Source organism: Bacillus sp. BC05(2025), from assembly GCF_056725905.1.
The window spans coordinates 56,556-82,903 of the sequence record NZ_JBWYRA010000012.1 but is presented as its reverse complement, the minus strand read 5'-3'; the positions used below and the strand labels follow the sequence as shown (position 1 = coordinate 82,903).

General features: G+C 37.6%; 29 protein-coding genes and 2 tRNA genes. 27 read left to right on the top strand and 4 right to left on the bottom strand.

The features are described from left to right. The first annotated feature begins 2 nt into the window (after nucleotides 1-2). A complete protein-coding gene (locus tag ACZ76X_RS25580; protein ID WP_479852083.1) occupies nucleotides 3-1,223 on the top strand; it encodes an ABC transporter permease in 1,221 nt (406 codons plus the stop codon). A 117-nt stretch (nucleotides 1,224-1,340) separates the two neighbouring features. Next, the gene (locus ACZ76X_RS25575) at nucleotides 1,341-1,772 is read left to right on the top strand and encodes an Rrf2 family transcriptional regulator (protein WP_000512998.1); all 432 of its coding nucleotides are present in this window, start codon (nucleotides 1,341-1,343) and stop codon (nucleotides 1,770-1,772) included. Nucleotides 1,773-1,831: 59 nt separating this feature from the next. On the opposite strand, the gene ACZ76X_RS25570 is transcribed toward ACZ76X_RS25575, so the two are convergent. After that, nucleotides 1,832-2,497, bottom strand: a complete 666-nt coding sequence (locus ACZ76X_RS25570) for an MIP/aquaporin family protein (RefSeq protein ID WP_000913203.1) — start codon at nucleotides 2,495-2,497, stop codon at nucleotides 1,832-1,834. 143 nt (nucleotides 2,498-2,640) lie between these two features. Beyond that, on the bottom strand, nucleotides 2,641-3,606 hold the full coding sequence (locus ACZ76X_RS25565) for a DMT family transporter (protein WP_479852082.1): 966 nt from the start codon (nucleotides 3,604-3,606) through the stop codon (nucleotides 2,641-2,643). A 100-nt stretch (nucleotides 3,607-3,706) separates the two neighbouring features. On the opposite strand from ACZ76X_RS25565, the gene ACZ76X_RS25560 reads away from it, so the two are divergent. After that, complete coding sequence (locus tag ACZ76X_RS25560) at nucleotides 3,707-4,279, top strand: helix-turn-helix domain-containing protein (RefSeq protein WP_048531501.1); 573 nt, start codon at nucleotides 3,707-3,709, stop codon at nucleotides 4,277-4,279. Between the two features lie 64 nt (nucleotides 4,280-4,343). Here the strand turns inward: ACZ76X_RS25560 and ACZ76X_RS25555 are convergent, their stop codons facing one another. Continuing rightward, entirely contained in the window at nucleotides 4,344-4,529 is a 186-nt protein-coding gene (locus ACZ76X_RS25555; RefSeq protein WP_000044433.1) for a PspC domain-containing protein, read from the bottom strand. Between the two features lie 181 nt (nucleotides 4,530-4,710). On the opposite strand from ACZ76X_RS25555, the gene ACZ76X_RS25550 reads away from it, so the two are divergent. The 18 genes from ACZ76X_RS25550 to ACZ76X_RS25465 all read left to right on the top strand — a co-directional run bounded on the left by ACZ76X_RS25550 (nucleotide 4,711) and on the right by ACZ76X_RS25465 (nucleotide 19,863). Then, nucleotides 4,711-5,952, top strand: coding sequence for an amidohydrolase family protein (locus ACZ76X_RS25550; RefSeq protein ID WP_479852081.1), 1,242 nt, complete (start codon nucleotides 4,711-4,713; stop codon nucleotides 5,950-5,952). 98 nt (nucleotides 5,953-6,050) lie between these two features. Beyond that, nucleotides 6,051-7,346 carry a purine/pyrimidine permease gene (locus ACZ76X_RS25545; RefSeq protein ID WP_479852080.1) on the top strand — a complete coding sequence of 432 codons (1,296 nt, stop codon included), beginning with the start codon at nucleotides 6,051-6,053 and terminating at the stop codon, nucleotides 7,344-7,346. 165 nt (nucleotides 7,347-7,511) lie between these two features. Then, nucleotides 7,512-7,736 carry a spore germination transcription factor GerE gene (gerE, locus tag ACZ76X_RS25540; protein ID WP_000659484.1) on the top strand — a complete coding sequence of 75 codons (225 nt, stop codon included), beginning with the start codon at nucleotides 7,512-7,514 and terminating at the stop codon, nucleotides 7,734-7,736. A gap of 186 nt (nucleotides 7,737-7,922) precedes the next feature. Continuing rightward, on the top strand, nucleotides 7,923-8,210 hold the full coding sequence (locus tag ACZ76X_RS25535; RefSeq protein WP_479852079.1) for a hypothetical protein: 288 nt from the start codon (nucleotides 7,923-7,925) through the stop codon (nucleotides 8,208-8,210). Between the two features lie 155 nt (nucleotides 8,211-8,365). Then, nucleotides 8,366-9,028 carry a type 1 glutamine amidotransferase domain-containing protein gene (locus tag ACZ76X_RS25530; protein ID WP_479852078.1) on the top strand — a complete coding sequence of 221 codons (663 nt, stop codon included), beginning with the start codon at nucleotides 8,366-8,368 and terminating at the stop codon, nucleotides 9,026-9,028. Between the two features lie 289 nt (nucleotides 9,029-9,317). Then, nucleotides 9,318-10,127 carry a glutamate racemase gene (gene racE, locus ACZ76X_RS25525; protein WP_000774000.1) on the top strand — a complete coding sequence of 270 codons (810 nt, stop codon included), beginning with the start codon at nucleotides 9,318-9,320 and terminating at the stop codon, nucleotides 10,125-10,127. Nucleotides 10,128-10,257: 130 nt separating this feature from the next. Further along, on the top strand, nucleotides 10,258-11,307 hold the full coding sequence (gene gerM / locus ACZ76X_RS25520) for a spore germination protein GerM (protein ID WP_479852077.1): 1,050 nt from the start codon (nucleotides 10,258-10,260) through the stop codon (nucleotides 11,305-11,307). A 128-nt stretch (nucleotides 11,308-11,435) separates the two neighbouring features. Next, the gene (rph, locus tag ACZ76X_RS25515; protein WP_001261765.1) at nucleotides 11,436-12,173 is read left to right on the top strand and encodes a ribonuclease PH; all 738 of its coding nucleotides are present in this window, start codon (nucleotides 11,436-11,438) and stop codon (nucleotides 12,171-12,173) included. An 11-nt stretch (nucleotides 12,174-12,184) separates the two neighbouring features. Continuing rightward, nucleotides 12,185-12,793, top strand: a complete 609-nt coding sequence (locus ACZ76X_RS25510; protein ID WP_000815929.1) for an XTP/dITP diphosphatase — start codon at nucleotides 12,185-12,187, stop codon at nucleotides 12,791-12,793. Between the two features lie 13 nt (nucleotides 12,794-12,806). Continuing rightward, nucleotides 12,807-13,310, top strand: coding sequence for a metallophosphoesterase (locus tag ACZ76X_RS25505; protein ID WP_479852076.1), 504 nt, complete (start codon nucleotides 12,807-12,809; stop codon nucleotides 13,308-13,310). A 108-nt stretch (nucleotides 13,311-13,418) separates the two neighbouring features. Further along, nucleotides 13,419-13,492, top strand: a tRNA-Gly gene (locus tag ACZ76X_RS25500). A 1-nt stretch (nucleotide 13,493) separates the two neighbouring features. Beyond that, nucleotides 13,494-13,567 (top strand) — tRNA-Arg (locus ACZ76X_RS25495). Between the two features lie 109 nt (nucleotides 13,568-13,676). Then, entirely contained in the window at nucleotides 13,677-14,678 is a 1,002-nt protein-coding gene (locus ACZ76X_RS25490) for a tyrosine-type recombinase/integrase (protein ID WP_479852075.1), read from the top strand. A gap of 856 nt (nucleotides 14,679-15,534) precedes the next feature. Beyond that, nucleotides 15,535-16,218 carry a hypothetical protein gene (locus ACZ76X_RS25485; RefSeq protein WP_479852074.1) on the top strand — a complete coding sequence of 228 codons (684 nt, stop codon included), beginning with the start codon at nucleotides 15,535-15,537 and terminating at the stop codon, nucleotides 16,216-16,218. Next, a complete protein-coding gene (locus ACZ76X_RS25480; RefSeq protein WP_479852073.1) occupies nucleotides 16,215-16,424 on the top strand; it encodes a hypothetical protein in 210 nt (69 codons plus the stop codon). The genes ACZ76X_RS25485 and ACZ76X_RS25480 overlap by 4 nt, the downstream gene beginning before the upstream one ends. Before the next feature lie 737 nt (nucleotides 16,425-17,161). Then, on the top strand, nucleotides 17,162-17,326 hold the full coding sequence (locus ACZ76X_RS25475) for a hypothetical protein (RefSeq protein WP_180232761.1): 165 nt from the start codon (nucleotides 17,162-17,164) through the stop codon (nucleotides 17,324-17,326). A 517-nt stretch (nucleotides 17,327-17,843) separates the two neighbouring features. Beyond that, the gene (locus ACZ76X_RS25470; RefSeq protein ID WP_479852072.1) at nucleotides 17,844-18,554 is read left to right on the top strand and encodes a hypothetical protein; all 711 of its coding nucleotides are present in this window, start codon (nucleotides 17,844-17,846) and stop codon (nucleotides 18,552-18,554) included. 373 nt (nucleotides 18,555-18,927) lie between these two features. Continuing rightward, on the top strand, nucleotides 18,928-19,863 hold the full coding sequence (locus ACZ76X_RS25465) for a hypothetical protein (RefSeq protein ID WP_479852071.1): 936 nt from the start codon (nucleotides 18,928-18,930) through the stop codon (nucleotides 19,861-19,863). A 552-nt stretch (nucleotides 19,864-20,415) separates the two neighbouring features. On the opposite strand, the gene ACZ76X_RS25460 is transcribed toward ACZ76X_RS25465, so the two are convergent. Beyond that, entirely contained in the window at nucleotides 20,416-20,964 is a 549-nt protein-coding gene (locus ACZ76X_RS25460) for a tyrosine-type recombinase/integrase (RefSeq protein ID WP_479852070.1), read from the bottom strand. Between the two features lie 1,626 nt (nucleotides 20,965-22,590). Here ACZ76X_RS25460 and ACZ76X_RS25455 point away from each other — a divergent pair. The 6 genes from ACZ76X_RS25455 to ACZ76X_RS25430 all read left to right on the top strand — a co-directional run bounded on the left by ACZ76X_RS25455 (nucleotide 22,591) and on the right by ACZ76X_RS25430 (nucleotide 26,328). Beyond that, the gene (locus ACZ76X_RS25455) at nucleotides 22,591-23,340 is read left to right on the top strand and encodes a helix-turn-helix domain-containing protein (RefSeq protein ID WP_479852069.1); all 750 of its coding nucleotides are present in this window, start codon (nucleotides 22,591-22,593) and stop codon (nucleotides 23,338-23,340) included. Nucleotides 23,341-23,399: 59 nt separating this feature from the next. After that, the gene (locus tag ACZ76X_RS25450; RefSeq protein ID WP_479852068.1) at nucleotides 23,400-23,630 is read left to right on the top strand and encodes a DUF4148 domain-containing protein; all 231 of its coding nucleotides are present in this window, start codon (nucleotides 23,400-23,402) and stop codon (nucleotides 23,628-23,630) included. A 228-nt stretch (nucleotides 23,631-23,858) separates the two neighbouring features. Further along, nucleotides 23,859-24,131, top strand: a complete 273-nt coding sequence (locus tag ACZ76X_RS25445; protein WP_479852067.1) for a helix-turn-helix domain-containing protein — start codon at nucleotides 23,859-23,861, stop codon at nucleotides 24,129-24,131. Between the two features lies 1 nt (nucleotide 24,132). Next, the gene (locus ACZ76X_RS25440) at nucleotides 24,133-24,603 is read left to right on the top strand and encodes a hypothetical protein (protein WP_479852066.1); all 471 of its coding nucleotides are present in this window, start codon (nucleotides 24,133-24,135) and stop codon (nucleotides 24,601-24,603) included. Next, nucleotides 24,563-25,159, top strand: coding sequence for a hypothetical protein (locus ACZ76X_RS25435; RefSeq protein ID WP_479852065.1), 597 nt, complete (start codon nucleotides 24,563-24,565; stop codon nucleotides 25,157-25,159). Before ACZ76X_RS25440 ends, ACZ76X_RS25435 begins: the two co-directional genes overlap by 41 nt. An 80-nt stretch (nucleotides 25,160-25,239) precedes the next feature. Then, entirely contained in the window at nucleotides 25,240-26,328 is a 1,089-nt protein-coding gene (locus ACZ76X_RS25430; protein WP_479852064.1) for an SU10 major capsid protein, read from the top strand. The last annotated feature ends 20 nt before the right edge of the window (nucleotides 26,329-26,348 follow it).

The window sequence follows — 26,348 nt, the reverse complement described above, 5'->3', positions numbered from 1 at the left end:
CGATGCGTAAATTTTCTCACGTATTTTCATTTTATTTCAGGGAAGCGTTTTTATCTAAAAAATCATTAATTACAAGTGCGATTTTATTTTTAGTTGTGTTTGGGCTTTTTGCATTTAATCATTTCACTGCTGATAAAGATAAAGGAAAAGATAAAATTGCTGTAGTAACTGAAAGTGATACTTATAAAGTGCAAGAAAGTGATGTAACAAAGCTACTGCCGTCTGCTAAAGTAACTGTAGAAAGTAAGGAGAAATTTAATGAGTTACGTAAGCAAGTGGAAGATGGGGATTTAGACGGTTTATTCCGTATTACAGAAAAGAATGGTATTCCAGAAGTGACGTATATGTATAGTGGTTTTCCGAGCCAATCAACGGCTACACTTATGGCAAGTTATTTAAAGGAACAGTATACAGCGGTAATGATTGAAAAAAATAATGTATCTGCTGAGGTAGCAAAACAGTTACAAATGGAAATTCCGTTAAAGCAAGAGGCAGTAAAAGATCGTGCATCTTCCTTTGGAATTGGTTATGTTTTCTCGTTTGCTTTATATATGTTTATTATTATCTTTGGTGCTGCAATTGGAACTGCGGTAGCGTCTGAAAAATCATCCCGTGTTATGGAGTTAATGCTTCCGAAAGTAAAGCCATTAACAATGCTACATGCCAAAATTTTAGCAATTGTTTCTAGTGCTCTACTATTACTTATTACTGCTTCCTTCGGTTTTCTTGTACCGTATTTATTAGGGTGGGTAGATTTAGATAACGCATCTTTAATGGGGCTCACACTAGATTTTTCTAAATTGGATGCAGTAGTAATTAGTATGTTCTTTGTATATTTTGTTACGGGCTATTTACTATATGCGATGCTATATGCAGCAGTTGGTGCTGTTGTATCAAAAATTGAAGATGTGCAATCTCTTTCATTCCCAATTACAATGCTAGGTATGGCAGCATTTTTTATTAGTCTTAAATCATTATTTGATCCAAATAGTACATTAGCTATAGTTAGTTCATACATTCCATTCTTTACACCTATGGTCACTTTTTCAAGGCTTGTAGCTGGTGAGGCAGGCGTTGTAGAAGTTGGTGTGACGTTAGTGATTTTATTGGTGACTATTGTTATCGTCAATATGCTTGCAAGCCGCATTTACGTAAACGGTGTAATGAATTACTCAGACAAAGTGAAATTTAAAGATTTAGCGAAATTTATAAAGCGTCAATAATGAGAAAAAGCATGATTTCCTATTGAAATCATGCTTTTTCTTTATGTATAAATTAAAAATAGTATATAATAATAAGAGTCGTCTTTTAATAGAATGAATACAAAGGAGGGTGTGCAGATGGGGATTAGTAGTCGTTTTACAGTAGGTGTTCATATGTTGACGTTACTTGCGATTGATCGAAACTCTCGCTGTACCTCTGAATGGATTGCTGGTAGTGTGAATACAAATCCGGTTGTGATTCGTCGCATTACAGGAATGTTGAAGAGAGCAGGACTTGTTGATGTACAAGCTGGTAAAGGTGGTACGACACTTGCTCGTGATTTAGAAGAAATTACATTACTTGATGTATATAAAGCAGTGGAAGTTGTAGAAGAAGGACAGCTATTTTCCTTCCATGAAAATCCCAACATTGAATGTCCAGTAGGAGCTAATATTCAATCAGTATTAGAAATTATTTTAATGCAAGCGCAAGAAGCGATGGAAAACGTACTTGCAAATGTAACGGTAGATCAATTAGTTACAAACTTAAAGTCTAAAATGAAAGAGTAAAAAAGCGAGCAACCTCATAATGAGGGCTCGCCTTTTTTTATTCAGAAATATTGAAAATTCTATTTTTCAGTATTTAAAATAAATTTACCTACGATAGCTGCTACGATACCACCAAGAATTGGTGCAACGATGAACACCCATAGTTGAGAAAGTGCTTCTCCGCCAGCAAATAAAGCTGGTGCGATACTACGAGCTGGGTTAACAGAAGTTCCAGTTAACGGAATACCTAATAAGTGAACTAAAACTAATGTGAAACCAATTACTAATCCTGCTAGTGAAGAACTTCCTTTTTTACCTGTTACAGCAACGATAACTAATACAAATACGAAAGTTAAAATAAATTCAACTAGAAATGCTCCAGATAAACCAAGAGTTCCAAAACCATTTTGTCCTAAATTATCTAAAGGTGTTTTAGCAGATTGTAAAATTGTCACCAATGTTGCAGTTCCTAATAAACCACCTAAAATTTGAGCTAATACATAATAACAAAGTTCCATAGCATTCATTCTTTTGTTGATGAACATAGCTACTGATACTGCTGGGTTGATGTGACATCCAGAAATTGTTCCGATACTATATGCCATAGCCACAATAGATAGACCGAAAGCCATAGCGATTCCTAATGTTCCAATTCCTTCAATTCCGCCGCCAATGACAGCTACTCCAGTTCCGAATAATACAAGTACAAATGTACCAATAAATTCAGCGATTGCTTTTTTTAACATAATTTACCTCCTATTATTGCACATGAAACGTATTATAACATAGGTTTTAGTATAAACAGCTAATAAAATACTATTCTGATAAGGCGAAATAGGGGGACAATAAAAAAAGAGTATGGTTCTTTGTTCAAGAACCATACTCTTTTTTACGCTGTTTTTTTCTGTTTAACGATTGGAACAGAACGGTTTAAAATGCTATTTGCAACCATTCCTAACATAATAATAATCATTCCAAGTAGGGAAAGACCACCAGGGAATGAACCATTTAAGAAAATAATTTCGCCAAGCACGGTAAAGACCATCGTTCCGGCTTGTGTTGCTTCAACAGCTCCAAGTAGAGCGAGATTATCTTTTGCTAAGTCAGTAGCAAAGAAAAATGTCATCGTTGCAATTACGCCAGAACATAATGCTAACAAAAACCCTTGCAACATTTGACTTGATGTTGGAATACCAGTAGTAGAAAATCCGTATATGCCAAGCAAAATTGTTATAGGAAGACTGCCGATTGCCATTCCTAATACACGTTGGAACGTATCGAGACGTCCGCCGACAAGCTCCATCATTTTACGATTGCCGAATGGATATAAGAAAGCGGCTAACACGACAGGTAAAAATCCTGAAATGAACTGAGTTAGTGTAATATGACCTGCTGCAGTTGCTTGCATACAAATTACACCAAGTAAAATAAATAATGCGACATATAAACTACGAAGTGGAATTTTTCCACGTACAAGTTTTGTGCCTGATTTCGTTTCTATTTTAATGAAGAATAATGGTGATAAAAGTAAACCTGCTAATATCGTAACTTGCCAAGTTCCAGCAACGAGCCAAGCTGGAGAAAAAACAGCTGCAAAACTTAATAAAGAATAGAAACCAATACCAGCAACGGAACCCCATCCAATCCATGCTAATGGATGTTTCTTTAATTCTTCCCATAAACCCCTTAAGTTTTTGCGAAATAAAACGATAAGGAATAAAATAGGGAGAGCAAATAAAAAACGGAAGGAAGCTGTCCAAGCCCAACTCGTTCCAGATACATTCATCGCTCGATTAATAATAAAGGTTGCGGAAAAAAAGGCTGATGATAAAAGGCCTAATAAAATTGCGCGCATAAAGTATAGCACTCCTTTCGGAATTCGATGATTATGTATAGTATAATATACTTTAAAAACGCAAAAGTAAACTATTTTATACTTTAAGGTGGTTTTATAGATGAAAGAACATGAAGATATGCAAACGAAAGAAGTCATTCAGCAAGTAGGTCAGCTATTAAGACAAATTCGAAATGAACAAAAATTAAGTTTAGAAGAATTAGCTCAAAAAACAGGAGTTAGTAAATTAACATTAGGAAAGATTGAAAGAGGCGAAACGAATCCGACGTTAGCTGTCATTTGGAAAATAACGAAAGGATTATCGATTCCTTTATCGAGATTGATGGTTGTTGGAGAACCAGTAGCTGTTGCGCGCTGCGGAGAAGGATTTGCAGTAGATGTAGGACAAGCGTGGCACTTAGAAACGATGTTCCGCTATACGAAAGAAACGGGAATGGAAATGCACCGTGCTTGTTTAAGATCGAATAGTATATATGAACCAGAAGCTCATCATGAAGGTGCTATTGAGCTTGTAACGGTCATGAAGGGAAAAGTATCGATTCAAGTGGAAAACGATGTATACGAATTGAATGAGTTTGATTCTATTCAATTTGAAGCGAATAAGAAACATAGTTATAAGAATGAAGAAGATGAAGTTGCAGTATTGCATTTAACGATGAAATATTCTTCATAAAAAATCACCTATAGAATTCTATAGGTGATTTTTTATATTTCGACTAAGTATATGCAGGATGCCACTAGTACGAACGTGGCATAAGTAATAAACAAATGAAATAAACTAAAAAACCAGTCCCAAAACATAAAACAGCAATGACCCAAAGTATGCGAATGAGAGTAGAGCTAATATCAAAATATTCTCCTAAACCACCACATATACCAAATAGCATTTTATCAGTTTCGGATTTATATAACCTTTTTGACATCTTCCAATCCACTCCTTTTTATGACAAGCTATATACTTCTATTCTATATGGAAATTTATGAGAAGACTATGAAGTTCTATGACATTTTTTTAGAGAACAGTCGTATTAATTGTCTTAATTTTCAGTGGATATTAAACTTATAGTAAGAAGTAACTTTTAATAAAGGGTGGAGGAAGTAGAGATGACAGCATATTGGTTGACTAATGTAATGCTTGAATCAGGCTATACATATGAAGAGGGGAGAATTTCCAAAACAGAAACAGAGATATGTAGTTTACTCATTGAAGATGGAAGAATTAAAAAAATGATAGCAGGGGCTGTTCAAGAGGAAGGGGTACTAATTCTTGATGCTAATCGTTTATTGATTTTGCCTGCTTTCGAAGAGATGCATATTCACATTGATAAGACGTATTATAGTGGTCCTTGGAAAGCTTGTATGCCAGCAGAAAGCATTTTTACACGTTTTCATGAAGAAAAGGAAATTTTACCGAAGCAATTAGCAACAGCTCAAGATAGGGCGGAAAATATGCTAGCGTTATTGCTTCAAAATGGTGCAACGAATATAAGAACGCATTGTAATGTTGATCCAATTATTGGACTTGGTAATTTAGAGGCGACGTTAGCGGCTTTGGAAACATATAAAAATCAGGTTTCTGGTAGAATCGTTGCTTTTCCGCAACATGGATTATTACGCAGTAATTCTGTGCAACTCGTGAAAGATGCGATGCGGATGGGCGCGCATCTAGTTGGTGGTGTGGACCCAGCTACAGTGGATAATGATATTGAAAAATCATTACATACCATTATGGATATCGCAGTAGAATTTAATGCGGATGTTGATATTCATCTGCATGATGCGAATAATCTTGGAACTTTTACGATGAAGAGGTTGGCAAGTTTAACAGAGGAAGCGGGTTGGCAAGGTCGCGTAACAATTAGTCATGCGCTTGGACTGGGTGGTGTTACAGATAAAGAAGCTGAAGAAGTGGCGGAAAGACTAGCTACTTTAAACATTGATATTACTTCAACCGTTCCAATTGGGAAACAAGTAATCCCAATTCCGCTGTTAGATAAAAAAGGTGTGAAAGTCTCGTTAGGAAATGATAGTATTACTGATCATTGGTCACCGTTTGGAACGGGGGATATGCTGCAAAAGGCAAATCGATTAGCGGAACGTTTCGGCTGGAGTGACGAAAGGTCTTTAGGAAAAGCCCTTCGCTTTATTACGGGAGGAAAAGAAACGTTAAACAATGAAGGGAAGCGAACATGGCCGAATGTAGGAGATGAAGCGAGTTTTGTTTTGACGAATGCAACATGCGTCGCTGAAGCAGTAGCGCGTCAAACAGAGAAGCGTTTAGTCGTGTATAAAGGAAATATTGTTGTTGGAAGTTTAAGTGAGGTTAAATTAAATAATCTTTTGTAAAAGAATCGTTTACAAGTTTTGAGGAGGGTTCTGATGGTGAGTATAGAATCCTTCTTTTTTTATTCTAACAATATATTTTTTATAGGAACCTAGAAGGGATGAAAAACTTGGACAATCAACATAACCAAAATCATATTATGGGAACCTTGCAATGGTTTATATTTTTATTAGCGAATTCAATTGCACTACCAATTGTCGTTGGCGGATTATTTCATCTTACGACGGAAGAAATATTTTATTTAATGCAGCGTACATTTTTTGTAGTTGGTATATCTTCTTTTTTACAAGGGTGGCTTGGACATAGACTACCAATTGCGGATGGACCAGCTGGATCTTGGGTTGGCGTGTTTACTGTACTTGCTTATGCAACAGTCGGACAAAATCAATTACATAGTACGTTGCAAATTTTAGAATTAGGAATGATAATTTCCGGTGTTATTTTAATAGGATTAGGGGTAACTGGTTTTATCGGGCGCATTTTATTTTTATTTACACCGCTTGTGACAGGGACGTTTTTACTTTTATTATGTTTACAATTAAGCGGTGTATTTTTAAAAGGAATGCTAGGAATTACTGCTACTGTTTCTCAAATTGATGGATTTACAGCGATAATTGCGTTTAGCATATTTCTTTTCGTTATTATACTATCTAACTTCGGAAAAGGTTTTGTCAAAAGTTATGCAGTTTTAATAGGATTAATTAGTGGATGGATTCTTTTTCTCATTGTAGGAAAAGTGACGATTCCATCTCAAGTAACTCATTTTGTGCAACTTCCGCAAATATTTGCTTGGGGAATTCCAAAGTGGAATACAGGTATGGCTGTATCGAGTTTCGTTATGGTATGTATTTTAGTTTCAAATACAGTGGCGGCGATTATAGCAATTAATCAAGCTACTATTCAAAAAGGGACTATTGAGCAGAAACAGTTGAAGGATGGTACGTGGGTTGGAGGGATTTCACATATCATTTCTTCTGTATTTTCAACTGTAGGTGTCGTGCCGTTACCAGCAACGGCAGGATTTATACGTTTAACGAAACAAAAGTATATACGATCGTTCTTACTAGCTTGTATGTTATTAGTCGTAATGTCGCTGTTTCCGAGTATTATTCGCTACTTAGCATCTTTACCATCTGCTGTCGCATCTGCCGTTTTAATGGCTTCGTTCGTACAGCTAATTGGAATTGGATTCAATAATATAAAACAAGTGGAGCTTAATGAAAGGAATGTAACAATTTTAGGTATTGCAGTATTATTTGGCAGCGGTGTTATGTTTTTACCGTCTGGAGCACTCCAATCATTACCGTCTGTTATGCAATATATATTTGGAAATGGTTTGTTTGTAGGTACCGTTGTTAGCATTTTACTAGAACAAATAGGGCGTACTGAAAAGTGAGTGGATACAAGGAGTGTCTGCACTGTATAAAAGTCTAAAATAACATGTGAAATAAAGCCCATTTTCATTCACCACCCGCACATTTCGTTCATACAATATCTTGACTAAATAAACACCCAACTTACACATACACAGCTCTGGCTTAAGCAAGGAGGGTTATACCAGTTGAAGGAAAAAGCGTATCAATCTAAACCTTTACTCACAAAGAGAGAGAGAGAAGTATTTGAATTACTGGTTCAAGATAAAACAACGAAGGAAATTGCAGGTGAACTTTTTATAAGTGAAAAGACAGTTCGCAACCACATCTCAAACGCAATGCAAAAGCTAGGGGTTAAAGGACGTTCACAAGCAGTTGTTGAGCTTCTTCGTATGGGAGAGCTCGAACTATAAAAAGAAAGCCGACTTATATAAAGAGTCGGCTATTTTTCTGTTTATATTTTGAACTTAAAAAAGGTATCTCAGACTTTGAGAGGGAAGATATGTTTAAGAAAGAAACGCTAAAAAATAACTACTTTAGAATATGACGAGGTATTTAGGGTAGGTATCTTTGTCATTCACAAATAAGAAGGTGCAAGTATGAAGTTGTATTTTAAGGATATGGAGATAGGTGAAATTAAAGATGTTTTTGGAGACATGCCATGGATGTATGGAACAATTCGTCTATACGAGAATAGTAAACCGTTCCAAAAATATTTTCGTGAGATGGTAGATGAAGATAGTGTATTTGATTTTGAAAGCATAGACCCTGAATTTTTATATGAAGAAAATTGGTCTATTTTTGATGAGGACAATCAGCGGCATTTAGGGATTGATATACCTGCTATTCGTATGGAGGATAACACGATTGCGTGGCGCTGGAGATAAAGTTATCAGGTTGTAAACATCTTTGTACGAAAGAATTCAAACGAGAACAACAAGCCGACTTTTATAAAAAAGGTCAGCTTATTGTTCTCGTTTTTTCCGCTTACTGTATGAATGATAAGAACACTCCATACATAAATAGGTAGTAAGGAGGGGATATGTTGAAAAGGATATTGTTAGTTTCAACAAGCGCTCATGATATGAATGGACACCCGACTGGTTTGTGGTTGGAAGAGCTTGCAGCTCCTTATCGTGTATTTAAAAAGGCTAAGTTTGATGTTGATATTGTGTCGATACAGGGTGGTAGAGTACCTATTGATAGAGTGTCTATTCCGAACGGGATACCTCGTGAATTTAAGTATGTTGCTTCTTTATTGCAAAATACGAAGCCGATCTCAACGGTTCATTTTTCAGATTATGATGCGGTTTTGTTTGGTGGTGGGCACGGGGCGATTGTAGATTTTCCAGGTAATTCATATGTTGCAAATTTAATTGTGAATATGTACAACAATAACAGGATTGTAGCGGCTGTGTGTCACGGAGTAAGTTCTTTAGTCGGTGTGAAAAATAAAGATGGCTCGTTTTTTGTTACCGGTAAGCGTATAACAGGTTATACGAATGATGAGGAAAAAGCTGTACATTTAGAAAAGCGAGTGCCGTTTTTATTAGAAAGTAAATTGAAAGAAGAAGAGGCTTTGTTTTATGTGGCTCCAAATTTCACGCCGCATGTCGTAGTAGATGGGCGTTTAATTACAGGGCAAAATCCGCAGTCTAGTATGGAAATAGGGAAAGCTATAAGAAGAGCTATAAATAAATTATAGAAAAAGTGCTCGCTTTAATTTCTGCTCATTTCTTCTTATTAATTGGAATGTCTTCTTTCCAAAAAAAGATGGAGCAATAAATACGTGCTTTATATAGAAGAAACCGACTTTCATATAGAAGGTCGGTTATTTTTCTGTCTTGCAAATTATGAAAAAAAGGAGCAAAATAAAAAAGTCCTAGTCTATACAGGTACAAATGAAAATTTTCATACAGAAGCAGTTTAAGTGAGCGAACTTAAAGTGTGTAAAATATAATGATAAAATAAGATGATGAATGAGAAAACGGGTGATGAAGTTGAATAGAGCAATCGGTGTTATCGATTCAGGAGTTGGTGGCTTAACAGTAGCGAAGGAATTAATTCGTCAGTTGCCGAAAGAGCGCATTATATATTTAGGGGATACAGCACGTTGCCCTTATGGTCCGCGTTCTCGAGAAGAAGTGCGTCAATTTACGTGGGAAATGACGGAGCATTTACTAGATTTAAATATCAAAATGTTAGTTATTGCGTGTAATACAGCAACTGCGGTTGTATTAGAAGAGATGCAGAAACAATTACCAATTCCAGTGGTAGGAGTTATTCACCCAGGATCACGTACAGCTTTAAAAGTGACAAATACGTATCATGTTGGGATTATTGGAACAATTGGAACGGTGAAAAGTGGTGCATACGAGGAAGCGTTAAAGTCTATTAATAACCGTGTTATGGTAGAAAGTTTAGCATGTCCGCCTTTCGTTGAGCTTGTAGAGAGTGGCAATTTTGAAAGTGAAATGGCATATGAAGTTGTAAGAGAAACGTTGCAACCGCTGAAAAATACTGATATTGATACACTTATTTTAGGTTGTACACATTATCCGATTTTAGGTCCTGTTATTAAAAAAGTAATGGGAGATAAAGTACAACTCATTAGTTCAGGTGATGAAACAGCGCGTGAAGTAAGTACGATTTTATACCATAGTAAAATGTTGAATGAGGGAGAGGAACAAAGTGATCATCTCTTCTTAACAACAGGAAAAATAGGTCTATTTAAAGAAATTGCATCAAAATGGTTCGGTCAACCGATTGAAAATGTGAAACATATTCATTTAGAAAAAGAATAATAGTAGTATTCATATAAGTGAACTCCTGATAAATCAGGAGTTTTTTGTTTGTAAGAAGCACAGCTTGTTCTAAAACATGAAACAGCTCGTATACATAATAGTACAAACTTAGATTTTAGGGGGGAATGGCATGCCTAAATCCACTTTTAAATGGGTTGTTGGTGCTACTGTGAGTGCTGTTTTACTAACAGGGTGTGGCTTTATAAATCAGGAGAAAGCAACGGAACAAATTGATCCGCCAAAACAAGTTACGTATACAGAGGGTGGAAAGAAAGAAGTAGCTAAGAAAGATAAGCAAGGACAAATGGTGAATAGAGAACTATACCTTGTTGATAAAAATGGCTATGTTGTACCACAAACGTTAGCTATACCTACTCCAAAAGCAAATGAGGTTATTCAGCAAACGTTAGAGTACCTTGTGAAAGATGGGCCGGTAACGAATTTATTACCGAATGGGTTCCGCGCAGTCATTCCAGCGAATACATCGATGACCCTAGATTTGAAAAAAGATGGGACGGCAGTCATTGATTTTTCTAAAGAAATGAAAAACTATGCAAAAGAAGAAGAGCGTCAAATCGTTGAGTCAATAGCGTGGACATTGACGCAATTTAAAGAAGTAAAACAAGTGCAGTTCCAAATAAATGGTGAGAAATTGGCGAAGATGCCTGTTGGTGGTACACCGCTTGGTGAAGGGGTGAGCCGTGCTAACGGTATTAACTTCGATGATGAGCAAGTAGCGGATGTAACAAACACAAAACCAGTAACACTTTATTTTATGGCGCAAAATAATAATAAACAGCAATACTACGTACCAGTAACACGCCGCGTTGTAGAAGGAAAAGAAAGTGATTATGCAGCAATTGTAGATGAACTTGTAAAAGGGCCGATTCATCAATCTCTTCTGAACGATTTCAATCCAGGAGTTAAGCTGATTACGAATCCGAAATTACAAGATGGAAATCTTACATTAAACTTTAATGAAAATATATTTATAAACCCAGATAAAAATATGATTTCAAATTACGTATTGAAGTCATTAGTTTTATCTTTAACAGAAAAGAAAGGCGTGAAAAGTGTTTCTATTGAAGTAAATGGCAAAGCAAATCTTATAGATGAAAAGGGTGGAAAGTTAATAAAACCTGTAGATCGTCCAGAAAACGTGAATACAGGTAGTTTTTAATCGCCAATAATTTGATATACTTAAGTAAGAAAGGGGAATTGCTTTTTGGGTTCCCCTTCTTTTATTGTATACATATCATACATTTAAATTTGGCTATACTAACAAGTAGTTATGAGGAGGTTATTTTTATGCGAGTAGATGGTAGAGAGAAAACAGAATTACGCCATATACATATTCATACGAATTATTTAAAACATCCAGAAGGATCAGTATTAATTGAGGTTGGGGATACAAAGGTAATTTGCTCAGCGACAATTGAAGAGCGTGTCCCACCTTTTATGCGTGGAGAAGGAAAGGGTTGGGTAACAGCTGAATATGCGATGATTCCACGTGCGACAGAACAACGTACAATTAGGGAGTCAAGTAAAGGGAAAGTAACAGGACGTACAATGGAAATCCAACGTTTAATTGGACGAGCATTACGTGCGGTAGTTGACTTAGAAGCACTTGGTGAGAGAACGGTTTGGATTGATTGTGATGTTATTCAAGCGGATGGTGGAACGAGAACAGCTTCTATTACAGGTGCATATGTAGCAATGGTATTAGCATTTGAGAAGTTATTACAAGCAGAAAAAGTATCTAAAATTCCAGTAAAAGATTATTTAGCAGCAACGTCAGTAGGAATTGTTGAAGAACAAGGTGTTGTTTTAGATTTAAACTATGCAGAAGATTCTAAAGCAGACGTTGATATGAACGTAATTATGACTGGAAAAGGTCAGTTTGTTGAAGTACAAGGAACTGGAGAAGAAGCGACGTTTAGCAGAGCGCAGTTAAATGAATTACTTGATGCTGCGGAACAAGGTATTTTCCAACTGATTGACATGCAAAAAGAAGCGTTAGGCGACATCGTATCTCATATAGAGTAGAGGTGGAAAGTATGAAACAAGTTGTTGTAGCGACAAAAAATATGGGGAAAGTACGTGAATTTGCTGAGTTATTTGAGCGATTTGATTTAGAAGTAAAATCATTACACGATTTTCCTCATATTGAAGAAGTCGAAGAAACTGGTGAAACATTTGAAGAAAATGCGATTTTAAAAGCGGATAGTCTGAGTAAACAACTGAATGCAATCGTAATTGCGGATGATTCAGGTCTTATTGTGGATGCTTTAAATGGAAAGCCAGGCGTGTATTCAGCTCGTTTTGCTGGAGAGCCAAAAGATGATCAAGCGAATATTGATAAAGTTTTACAAGAATTAAATGAAATACCGTTTGATAAGCGTAAAGCTCGCTTCTACTGTGCATTAGCGGTAGCTTTCCCTGAAGGTGATAAAAAGCCTGTCATTGTAAACGGGACGTGCGAAGGGTATATTTTAGAACAGCGCCGCGGGGAAAACGGTTTTGGATATGATCCGATTTTTTATGTGGAAGAATATAAAAAAGCGATGGCGGAACTAAGTTCAGATGAGAAGAATGCCATTAGCCACCGTGGACGTGCTCTTCGTAAATTAGAAGAAAAAATCCCGGAATGGTTTTTAGGAGAATAAGGGAGAGAGATTGATGAAAGCTTTAATCGTAAGCGATAGTCATAGCTCTGTGAAGGAATTACAGCAGTTAAAAGAGAAATATGAAGGGAAAGTAGATATCATGATTCATTGCGGTGATTCGGAGTTAACGCCTGCTCATGAAGAGCTGCAAGGTTTCCATGTTGTAAAAGGGAATTGTGATAATGCTAACTTTCAAGATGAAATTGTAACTGATGTAGAGGGCATTCGTTTTGTAGTTGTGCACGGACATCGTCATAATGTGAAAATGACATTGCAAACATTAGCGTACCATGCAGAAGAGGTAGGGGCGCAAGTTGCGTGCTTCGGACACTCTCACGTATTAGGTGCAGAATTAATCGACGGCGTTTTATTTATTAATCCAGGCAGCATTTTATTGCCGCGTCAGCGTGTAGAAAAGACATTTGCTTTATTAGAAATGGATGAAAATCAAATGGAAGTTCGTTTTGAAACATTAGACGGACAGCTAGTTGAACAAGCAGTTTTTAAAAGAGGATAAGAAAAATTATCCTCTTTTAAAAAAGGTGTTGACTTTATGTATGGTTATACATATAATAAATATTGTCGATAGGGCAACAGCGCTAACGAAGAAAATAAAATAACATATGCGGGTGTAGTTTAGTGGTAAAACAAGAGCCTTCCAAGCTCTGGTCGAGAGTTCGATTCTCTTCACCCGCTCCATGTCCCAGTAGCTCAGCAGGATAGAGCAACGGCCTTCTAAGCCGTCGGTCGGGAGTTCGAATCTCTCCTGGGACGCTAACAAAACCTTTGCGGTAACGTAAAACCCGCAATATATAAGCCTTCTAATTCGTCAGTTGAATCGTACAATGTGCGGTCGCTAACGAGTTAGGGGGCTTATTTTTTTATGTCTAAAAGACGCGATTCTTTAACGATTAGTGAAGACTTAACGGACGTGTTTAGCGATAGATTGAAAAGCGATCAGCGGAAGAAAGAGACCGCAGAGGGTCGTCGTTATACGTTTAATTTAACAATCGACAAAGCGCTCGAAATAGTTGTACGTCAAATGAAGGCGACAGGCTTACGTGAGCGTACGATAAATGACTACCGTATACACGTTAATCACTTTGCGAAGATAACGGATACGCAATACTTAGAAGAATTGAACGTTAATCATATTTACGAGTGGTTATCGTCTATGAACGTTAGTAATCAAACGAAATTAACTCGTTTAAAGTGCTTGAAGGCGTTTCTAGGACGTTGCCACGATAACGGATGGATTGACATTAACTTTTGGCGCAATGTGAAGATAAAGGTAGATACGCCTGTTAAAGAAGGTGCGACAGACCGCGAAATTAATATCTTGTTATCGGTACTCGATTTAACACAATTCTTAGATTTACGAGACGCTACTGCGATTCTCCTTATGTATCAGACGGGAATACGGGTCGGCACATTGGCGCAATTAGAACAAAAACACGTCGATTTAGATACGAAGGTACTACGTATTGATGGCGGTATTATTAAGAATCATGAATCGATATATCTACCGTTTGATGACGTTCTCTCTCGATTGCTAGACGTACTTATGAAGCAAAACGAAATCATTCGAAGAGAATATAACGTAAAAAATGATTATCTCTTTATTACGAAGAGTGGCGGAAGTGTCTTAACTAGTCCGACAAACAATATTATATCAAAGCGAATGACTAAACACGCTAAAGAGTACGGGCTTAAAAATATTAATCCGCATGCTATACGTAGAGGGTTTGCAAAGAATCTTCTGAAGAAAGGCGCGAATGTTGCGTTGATATCTAAAGCGTTAGGTCATAGCGATATAGCAGTTACAACACGTTATCTGCATTTAGATAAAAACGAAGTAGCGGAAAGTTTAAGGAATTTCTTGTAAATAAAAAAGAGCATCTTGGCGGATGCTCCTCGTAGGGTAGACTGTTGGCGCAGTCCGTGACCCAAAATAATCGACTTAAAACTAAAAAACGGACAATCTTGTCATTCAACAACAATTAAATAGCGGACAATCTTGTCTATTTAGTACCTTCATTTTATCGAAAAAATTCGAGGAATGCAAGGCTTCTTAAGTGATGCCATTTTTAGGTGCTGAGTTACAGGATTTCCGAACGTGGAACTGCCTGTAAACCACGTAAAAAACTGATTGGCTTGCTATCGGTCGTGCGGAGAGTCCTCGAAGGTTCTTACAAAGATAGCGCCCTGCATTGTATTCCTATTCGTATGATGCGGGAAGGTGAGAACTTGCCTAGACGTTATAGTCTGAAAGGTTCGGAGGTTATCGTTAGCATTACGGTGCTAGGGAGCGCATTCAGTTTGTCGTGTAGGGACGATATTACACGGACAAGCCTACGTTAAAGGGTGTGTGTAACGAGAGTTGCTGAGTGAATAGGGTCTATACATACGGAACACTGACGAAGCAAGGCATGGCATTAACCGTAAAGTCGCTTATCTCTCTAGCTTTCTTAGTTACTTTAACTTCGAAATCTAGGGGATAAATCTGTCTGCCAGCCGTTTTCCTAACTTCGCTGTGGCATGATAAAAACCGAAGAACCTCAAGGTCAAGAGATTTTAAGAGATTTAAAAGAAATTACTACCACTAACCATGGATAGAGGAAAATATAGATACCTACCAATGGCTGAGATAGAGGAAAATAGGATTTAAGCTAAATATAAATTAAGAACTATATAGAGAGATTTGAAATGGGATATATGAGAAGGGGGAGGACTTACGTATCATGGAAAGTAGGCTTACTATAAAACGATATGCCAGTAAGGGTGAAACCATAGGTGCAACATTAAACAGAATAGCGATATTAGCGAAAAAAGAAGTGGAAATGTGTGATAATAATAAGTATGTTGAGAAAATTGAAGCGCATTACATACCGTTAATAGAACGCCTAGCCAATGAGAACTGGCATTATATAAATAACGAAGTACATTTTATAGACGATTGTTTTCGTAGAATAAGATATGCGATTAGAACGTTTGATATAAAAAAGGGTGATTTTGATAAGAGAGTTAAATACTTTATCTATAGAGGGTTACGTAAGTATTGCGGAGAAAGAGGACATAAACGCAAATCACTAACACTTATAGGTGATATTCACGCACTTGAAATGCTAGAGGACTGTACGGGTACTACGGAAGAAGAAGCGATCTGTAACGTAATGACTAGCGAAGATATCTACAAAGATACTTACGCAAGGTTATATGAAAATATATGTGTGAAGGAAATAGATGTAGTTATATTGGATGCGATGATACATACAGTGGAGAATTACGACGAGGTTACGGAATATGAGATTGCGCGGACGTTATCAAGGAATACGGGGGGATCGTTTGAGTCTGCGAGAAGTGCATTGAGATGGTTTAAGAAAAAACTACATATAAGAGGTATTAAAATGGAGGATATTGCATGAGGATAAAAATTAAATTAAAAAAGGGTCGTAAACCTTCCGCAATTCTGTTAATGGTTGCGTTCATACTTTTGATAGTTACGAAGATAATAGGGAATGTTGTTATAGGAGGATTGGCGGTATTATTTGGATTGGCTGTGGTCGCATCGATTACTACTGCTAGGGTGGGCGAGTTTCTACGTAAGAGGAAAGAAGAGGAGGACGTATAAAGAGGTTGCTATTAAAATGAATTACAGCCGAAATCTAAGAGTATTTTTATCAAAAATGAAAACTAATGTATCAAAATTTGAGTTATCTGGAACATATAAAGGTGTAGGGTAAAATTTTACTATAGCTAAAGAAAGGGGATTTTAGGATAGTTGAAAAATGGTGAAATTAAAAAGAGGGGTGGCTGGTACGGTAATTATTAAAGTAGAAAAATAGGATTGGTAAAAGTTTGTTAGGAAGAGTTACGATAGGTGCTATAAAATAAACAGTTGAGCATTTATTAAAAGAAGGTATTTACTGTTTGTGGATATACCCTTATGAGCTTCTTTTCCTTAGTATGTCATTAATTTTCTCAATGGTTGATTAATAGTATTGGAGAGGTATCTTCCTCAATCATTTACCGTTTTATGACAAAAATATTGTTAATTTTTTTTAAAAATAAGGTTAATTTTATAAACAACTTTTTTTGACAAGTGCTTTATTGATATGTGTTTTAGAATGTTGTTTCATAGCCATTGTATTGAAAAAAAATCGACTGCTGTGTCGAAAAGTAAAAGTTAAAAAAAGAAAGAACTTATACATATATCTTGTGTCTTATTTTGAAACGTAATACAATATATATTGAAAACACCAAGAATTTACATAATATGAATTGGTATCAAAAAGTAACTCTAGCACACTATTGTAGATTTTGTGGTTGTTCATCTCTCTTTCCATTTTGGGGAGAGGAGGTGATATTATGTTCGGAATGTTAGGTACAGTATTTTTGATTGGGTTCGCAAAAGGCTTAGTTAGTGTTGTTGGGGTCAAAGTGGGAACGGTAGTTGGAAATTACCTATATAAAAAAGCGAAAATCATCCTATTCCCTGAGAAAGATAAGGATGATTCCCGCAATGAAAAATAACATATTGATGATTTAACCACACCATCTATTCACCACAAATAGTGATGGGTTATTGAAGACAGGAGCCTGAGAAACTTCTGTCTTTATTAGTTTACGTATATTGTTAACTCTTTTATACAGAAACCTTCCGTTTTTTGTTTACAAAATATCTGAATTTTGATAACATGGGAAAGTCGCAATTTTTTAGGAGTTAACTATCTGTTTACATTATAACATGATTTATTAGTGAAAATGCAAGCAAAAAAGTCTCTGTGAGGAACATGATTTATTAGTGAAAATGTAAGAAAGATTAAAGGGTATCAACGGCTAAGTAGAATTTACTAGCCGTTTTTTTATTGCTCTACTAAATGTTTAAAGTTGTTGGCTTAACTTAATCTCCAACGTAGAATAGACCCTGAATGTTAATACGTTTAACTGAAGATTTATATTATATTTAAATAAAAAGTATCTGGAAGATATGATAAAATAATATCAAGAAAATTTATCCAATAAATGAAGAGTGCTACGGGGGAGAATCATGGAAATTAAGACAAATCAGAAGGGGTCTAAAAAAACAAAAATAAAGAAAAGTAAGGGATTAACATTGAACGCAGATAAGGTTAATTTAGTATTGTACACAATTGGAGGGGGTATTATAGGAAGTGCTTTATTTGCAGCAACTACGTATGGAGCGCAGACTGTTACGAATATCTCTACCCTTATAGGTGGGCTGGGAGGTGGAGTGATTTCGGGTTTCCTTACTCTGCAAGGTGTTAAGCGTACAATAGAGCTACAAAAGGAAAAAGAAAGCGAAGATTCTAAGCCACAAAAAGTCCAATCTATACATATAATGATAAAGTTAACTGAAGAGTATAAACTCCGAATTAATATGTTGAAAGGGGCTATTAATTGGATATCTAAAGATGGGAATACTGAAAAACTTTATGGGGTATCAGAGCATTTAGAGGCGAAGGGAAATGTTTTTGAACGATTCAATGATGAGATGATTAAAGAATCTTTAAATGTCAATCAAGATTTGTATTTCTTTGTTAAAAAGAATCTGAAAAATATAAGCTCTCAAGATATCTTACTGAATACTAAAATTTTAACTGGGAAGTTTTATCCGACAGAGGATTTAGAAGAGGAAATTACTTTATTCATCGAACAAATATTAATAATAGTTTCATGTATAGAGAATAAACTAGAGCAAGAATTAACTAAATATGAACAATCACTATTTCAATATTAGCTAGATTTAGAGGGTTTGACTTTTAGTATCCTTTTCTAAATCACAGTTCTCTTTCGACACAAGATATCGAACACAATACAGTTCGCCATACGCAGACACCACACACGAAACATCTGTGAAGCCGATACGAAATCTTAAAATTTACGCTATAATGAAAATATTGCATTTTCGACACAAGATCGGATTGATACAAGACGTGGCAAAGGTCGGAAATGGCGAAGGGGATAACCATACATAGCAAGGAAACTGATATATCATATCTTGAAAAGAATCGTAGGCTAACCACCTGCGTTTCTTTTTTTATATTTGCGCTCTTTTATTGTGACTGCATGTCCTTATGTTAGCAAAAGACTACGAAGGGTGTGTATGTAATATGGCGAAGAATATAAAGGGCGTAAAAGTAATAGAGGTACTGGAAGAAACGAAGAGCAGAAAGGTCACACGTCAGTTAGTGCGATTAGAGGACGGGACAGAAGAGCGATTTAAGAATTGTACAAGATGCGAAGAAGTATTATCGTACGACTCGTTCCATGAGGATAAAAAGCAGATTGATGGCAGAAAGACGCAGTGTATCGGTTGTGTAGCTGAGTACAAACGGAAGAACAAAGAAACTGCACTAAACGAAGCCACGGGAGATACGAAAAAGATTTGCCGTGTTTGTGAACGTGAAAAGAATATCAGCGAATTTGGTACTGATGGGAACGGATATCGTTCTAAATGTAAATCATGCCATTCCTATGATAATTTAATGAGCAGTCACAATCGGCAAGCAATCGAAAAGGGCGGTATCGGTGTTCTAGGTCGCGGAGATGACTCAACAGAATCGTTCAAACTCCTATCCGAAATGGCGTGTAGATGGACTGGAAGGATTGCCGATGTAACTTGCGATCATGTTATCCCGAAGACTAACGGAGGTGGGTCGACTGTCCCTAACTATAGCCCAATGATTCGCGAACTTAATTCATCGAAAGGCGCTATGAACGTATTTTTATGGCTGCGTACGAACAAATACGCTGAAATTGCTAAGAAATATGGTATTATTCCCGAATATGTCGAAGCTGAACTATATCGATTGGCGCTCATGAATGGATTTAAAACAGTAGAGCAGTACGAACGCTACACATTGTGGGCGATGGTAAGTCCTGAGTTTAAAGCCGACATCACGCGAGAAGAACTCGACGAACTTAATTTACCGATAGATCGGGATGTCGCAGTGTTCAAATACGAAGGAATCATATATTACAGACCAACGATTAGCGAAAAAGAACGTGACCTAATCTATCGTATTTTCGATAAAATGGAGGTCTAAAAGGTGTAGTCGTAATAATTTCGCGATACTAGGTGGAATCCTGCGGGGTTCTGCTTTTTTTATTTATCGCAAAAGTTACGCCACCTTATGCAATCAATCGCTGAGTTGCCGTCTAGGGATTCGCCAATCTTCACTAGGCTTCGCTATCTACTTCAATTGACATACACTTGATACGTATTAAATGTCATTTATATTTTGTTGAAAGGCTACGCTGGAATACATAACGTAAACTCGTTAATCTACGCCAAATAATAATAGCTAGATGGAATACATATCGCTGAAACCTATATGTACCAACGGTTTACCTCGCTGGGATTATATGTATGATACTAGATGTTATATTTACGAACGTTTACAATAGAGCGGGCGTTCAATGTTCGAAATTATATATTGACGTTAAACACGACTAATCATTCGATAGTACAGCGCTAGTATATAGGACTGCGATTTCGTCTACTGGAACAGTCGGGGACGGAAGCAAGTCGCAACTCATAGGGTTTAAGAAATCCACCCATAATAAAAAGACACCAGCCTATGCCAGTGCCTTCTCGTTTATAGTACGAATGTATTTAGGTCGTTCTCGATTTCCTCTTCGGTGATTCCGATGTAAGTTAATGTAATTTGCGGATGTGAATGGTTCAATATCGTTTGTAGTTTAGCAACATCCTTCGTGCTTTTATAGAACCAGTAGCCAAACGTTTTTCGCATCGTATGAGTACCAACGGAATCTACTTCAGCGAATTCAGATGCCTTCGTTATACTGCGATAAGCTTGCGTAGTTGATATTGCTTTATCTCCTTTTCGTGAAGGGAATAGCCATTCGCTATCATTTGCCTTTGCGTACGCTTGTACTTCGTCATAAATATTCGTGAGGTTAATCTTACGGGGCTTCTGCGTCTTACCTTCGAGTACCTGTATCGATTTCTTACGAAGGACATCGGAAGTCTTCAGCTTCAAGAGATCGCCGACACGCAATCCAGTATTAATACCGATAAGGAATAATATGTAATCTCTTTCTGAACAGTGACGACGGAGCGCCCATTTCATATCTTCTAGTTGCTGTTTATTGCGGATTGGTTGAACATCTTTCAATTGATTCATATCTAAAATCCCCCTACTATAAATCCAGTATTTATGCGGATTTGAATGTACGTTTTTTTAATGTATTTACAGAATATCACCGAATTCTATCTGCGTCAACGATATCAATGAAATGAATGTACGTTTTTATCTGATTTCATACATTGACCAATCGCACACTTTATACGGATATACCCCGATATAGGTTTCGTATATTCACAAGACGGATATACCTACGACCACACACCATGCACATTCGACCAACAGGCGGATACATATTACCAACAGCCCGCACCATATTACTAATAGCCCGACACCCTTCCCGATATACCACAGTGTGCCTAGCCCGCCATATAAGACGCGTATAGAGCCGTTACACGCTTCGTAATGTATTTTATCTAACTCTTGTAATCACTCGTAGACTAAGCGTACGAGAGCGATATGGCATAGGTGTAACAGTAATCATAAGTCAGCACAAGGCACAGCGCATCCTTACACATCACGGGGATAACAGTGTGAGAGAGTATCGTGAGTAATCGGTGAGAAGCGTGAGTTGATTCGTTGTTCATTCTGTTTATTATCTGCGAGAGAAAAAGATAATGAAAGTCTTTCAACTTCTTCAGTTGTTCTTCTTCTATTAATTTCTTTGATTGTCTTTGCTCTTCTTTGTTGTTGCTGTCTTCTTTCTTATCTAACTTAATCAAGAGAATGAAAGGGAATCAAATTACTTTCTTCTATTAAATTGTTCGCATCGAATTAAAATGAATTGTTTCTTTTAATCTTTCTTTGTTTCTTCTTCTGCGAGAGAAAAGAATCTTCTTCTTTGATACATCGTTCTTGTGCAGTTCTTGTCCATCTCTGAGTCAGAGCATGCCAAGTTATCATCCCAACTCTTTCAACTTCCCTACCTCCCAAGCCACCCCATCAATATCCCTGAAGCAACCCCTAACAAATAACGCACACCATTTTTGACTCAGGGTGTTTCTCGGATTAACCGATAGACAGTCGGAGTCCATTCGTAGGTAAAACTCATAATGAGTCTAGTCTTTGCGCTGAAAAGTGTCTTATTGGTTATTCGTAAGACAGTCGGAATTATCTCACGTTTTACATTAGCGTGACGAGGTTACCCAAGGCATACGTTTTCCGATCGAACGTATCTCGTAAAAAACTTGCGCACTGTTCGTAGCATCGAGGGGTTTATTTCGTAGAGATTTCAGGTAATGACGCCAGTCAGCGGATAGATATCGCGCCAATATTAAAAGAGCGATCTTTTTAAGGTCAGCGATGTCCTTATGTAAGTGTAAGCAAGATATTGCCGAAATTAAGCAAGGAAATGCCGAAGCTATCGGGAGCGGAATTCTTTTTATTCAATAGATACGTTTCTTTTGAACAGGCTCTTTCCCTAAGTCTTATATTACTTCCTATATCATCTGCGTAAAGTACGTTAGTACTTATAGCATTACGTAGTAAGCAATAGGTAGTTAATTCTTTAGTTAATAAATCTAGTTAATAAATCTAGTTCCCCTGAAGTATGTTGCCAAGACTCAGCAAAATATTGCCGAAGTTAAGCAAAGTGTTGCTCACGTTAAGCAAGATATTGCCGATGAGGTAGACTACTAATTTCAAATGAGAAAGAGGATGGTTTAAATGTCAAAGAAATTCAATGAATCAGTATCAGTAGATGAAATCAAAAAAGCATTAGATGAGTTAGATAGCGGGTTAAAGCCATTGAAAGGAGCGAATCTAGACGAAGAACTGAAAGTAATCACGGGCGCGCTCGATTTCAATCAACCTATGTTCGATAAGTCAGAGGAAATCGAGAAGGACGCACTAGGAAAGCCGACCGATATCAATGAAGACGGAATTCCTACGTTATCATTCATTAAATGTCCGACTGACCTGCGTTATTACAGCTACTTAAAGGATTATAAGTTCACAGATTCGGCGCTTGCACTGTATCTAATCATCGTAGATCGCTTCAATAAAGACCGAAAATACGCGTTTCCGAGTCATTATTCATTAGCGCTTGACACTGGGAAGAGCATTCGTACCATCAATCACAATATAAAAGTGCTAGAAAGCGTCGGCTTACTCGAAGTTAAACGAACTGGAATGCACAGTAACAACGAATACATTCCAAAATTACCGCTCACGTTGCGAGAGTTACTGCGCAGATTCCCAAGAGCAAAGAAGCGATTCCTTGAGCATCAACTAGAAATCGAAAAAATGCGTCGTCGTGACGATGAAAGACGAATGAAAATCGTTCAAGAAATCGTAAGCGGTAAGCGAGTGGCGACTAAAAACGCTTCATTACCAACAGCAGAGCAAGAACAGGCACAAGAACAGCGAAGAAACGAGCGCCGACAAGCTGAAGAATCATACCAGCAAGCGCAATAATTTCAATTACCGCGATGAGATTACAAATATAAAACTACTATTATATAGGAGGAATTAACGTGAAGAACACAAACAACGTACAAGGAACTGAGAAAGTAATGCCGACAAGAGGACAGATAGCGCAAGGACTATCAAAAGTTATGGATGATGGCAGAAAGAAATACGGCGAGAATTGCATCATCGTCAATAAAGGAACTCAGAAGAATCCGAACTGGGCCGCTCTATACCGTGAGCCAAGAGGTACGGGCGGTATAAAACCTGCGGTCATGTCCGATGAGTGGTACATGTAAAAGAATATAAAAAGTTCGTATATAATATACAAAAAAATCGCCCGCAGACGCAGATATAGATTGAGGAAGAGCTATACCATCTCTTTCTTATCCGTATTCGGCGGGTCTAGTCAACCCGTCGGAACTCCATTTAATACTAACTGGCAATGTGGCGTTACATTTCCCCGTAGCGTCATATCTTGTTTTATCTATCACGAATCAAAATATACGAAATAGGAGGTCGAAACAATGAAAAATCCGAAATACAATTCGTCAATACTCTCATTAATTTTAAAACTAGCACAGCTAAAACAATCAGATTTAGCGAATCTACTAGGCACAACTCAAGCGAGCGTATCTCGTTATCTATCGGGTGAGCAAAAGATACCGCAGAAGCAAGCTGAAATTCTCACGGAATTAATCGGTTCGCACAACCTATTCTTATTAAGCGCCTTCGATGGCAGTATGAGCGCCATATCGGATGATTTGAAAAAGCGATTACGACCGAAAGGGGTCGAGTGATTTGCGTCCATTATTAATCGCCAACATTCATGAGGTGCATGGGACACCGTTTTTATATGCGTTTTTGTACGAGGACAATAAATTCCTCGCACAGATCGTTGCGCCAGTAGGTGAACAAAGCCTAGCATATGAACTACGCTCAATCATTTTAAATAATTGCGAAGGGTTGCCGTCATTCGATATATGGACGAACACCGACACAATTTATATCGCTTGCCTAGCTGAACCTGATATGACTGGGCATTTCAAAACGAAGGAAGATACGAGCGAAACATTCCGCTGTTACGAAGATGTGGAAACACAAATCGCTCTTATCGAGATTTACAAACTAGAAGAGCCAGTAAAACTACCGAAGTGGCGTAAGAAATTAATCTCGCTATTACATAAATGTATCAGATTACTAGAAGGAAAGAAGAAGGAGGAAATTAACGATGGAATGGAAAATGTATCACGAGTTCATGAATCAGAATGATAAGGCTCACGAGTTCATCGCTGGATATCGCGAAAAGGTACAGCAAGCAAAGGATGAAGTGACGAAAGCTACGTCAGCATACGAGGGAATCTTACAACAAGAATTCGCTGGTAAGAAAGTCGCTACTCAAAAGAAAACAGCGCTAGAAAATATCAGCAAGGCACAATCTGCGTTGAAAATCGTAGAGGATGAGTTCACCAAAGCGAATGATTATGCGATGAATAACCTCGCTGGCACAATCACAATCGACGAACTTGCCCGCGATTTCCAAAGTAACTTCACACCTACGATTCGCCAAGAAATAGTCGAGCCACTACGAAAGCAAGCGGAAGAGGGATTGAAAGCGTACTTCGAAGCTGTCGTAGGAATCCTGAAGGTTGAACGAGAAAACGAGTGGGCAACGCACTTCTTGAATGAGAAGTTCAGAGTCAGAAAAGGTCCTCGTCCTTTCATTAAAAATGTTGCTAGTGTTAGCGATATTCCAGTACCACCAAGTAATGATGATTGGAAGAGCATTCTGAAGTATAAACAAGTACCTGCGAGATTCAAGGCTTAACCGCCTTCAATATAAATAAAACGAAAAAGAAGTCACCTCTAAGCGGGTGGCTTTTCTAATTCTAAGGAGGAATTACATTAATGAAGACTTATACAAACGATATGATTGGGAAAAAGGAAAGTGTTACAGACGAGTTTCTATTATTAGCGCCAAAGCAAACACCGATGCTTAACCTAGTTGGATTCGGACAAGCGGTTTCCAGTGTGGAACATATTTGGTTCGAAGATGAAATGTTCGCGCAAGAATCTACTGTTGCAAAAGAAGCATCTCCTGAAGCGACTACAATCGAAGTATCTGACGCTGAAGCATTCCGCCCGAATCAAGTTATTCGTAACAATGACGAATTAATCCTAGTCGTTGGCGTGGAAGGTGAAACGTTAACAGTAATTCGTGGCTATGCTGGTACAGTTGCAGAAATCGCTGAAGTCGGTGCTGTTCTCGAAGTGATGTTCGTAGAAGGTCAAGAAGGCGCAGATGCTCGTGATGCACGATACAAACCACGTAAGCGCGTATCTAATATCACACAAATCTTCGACGAGTCTGTTGAGTTAACTGGTACTGCAATGGCGGTTGCTCAATATGGTATCGACAACGAGTACGAGAAAGAGAAACAAAAGAAACAGTTAGAACTAGCGCTGGCGTTAGAAAAAGCTGTTATCAACGGTATTCGTTACGAAGCTGGAAACAAGCGTATGATGCGCGGTATTCGCTCGTTCATCGAAACGAACGTTATTAAAGCTGGCGGTGAAGCTATTTCGGACGAGCATCTAATCGAAGCATTCCGTTTGGTGTACGAGAAGTCTGGCTCTACTGCGAGCGGTAACTACAAGATTATCGTAGGTGCGACGCAAAAGATCGCTATTTCTAAATTCGATAACGCACAGATTCGTTTAGGTCGTTTAGATAACGGACGAGGTCAAGTTGTAGACCATTACATGTCTGACTTCGGAGCTGCTGAAATCATCCTGAATAACAACTTATCTGCGGGTGAAGTGTTCATCGTAGATGTAGACCGTATCAGCATTCGACCTCTACAAAATCGTGAGTTCTCTCATAATTTCTTAGGTCTGAAAGGTGACTACATGAAAGGTATGTTAGTCGGCGAGTACACTCTTGAGTTCTTGCAAGAACAGGCACACGCTAAGATTACAGGTCTTTCCATTAAATAATAACAAAACTAGGCTAGGGC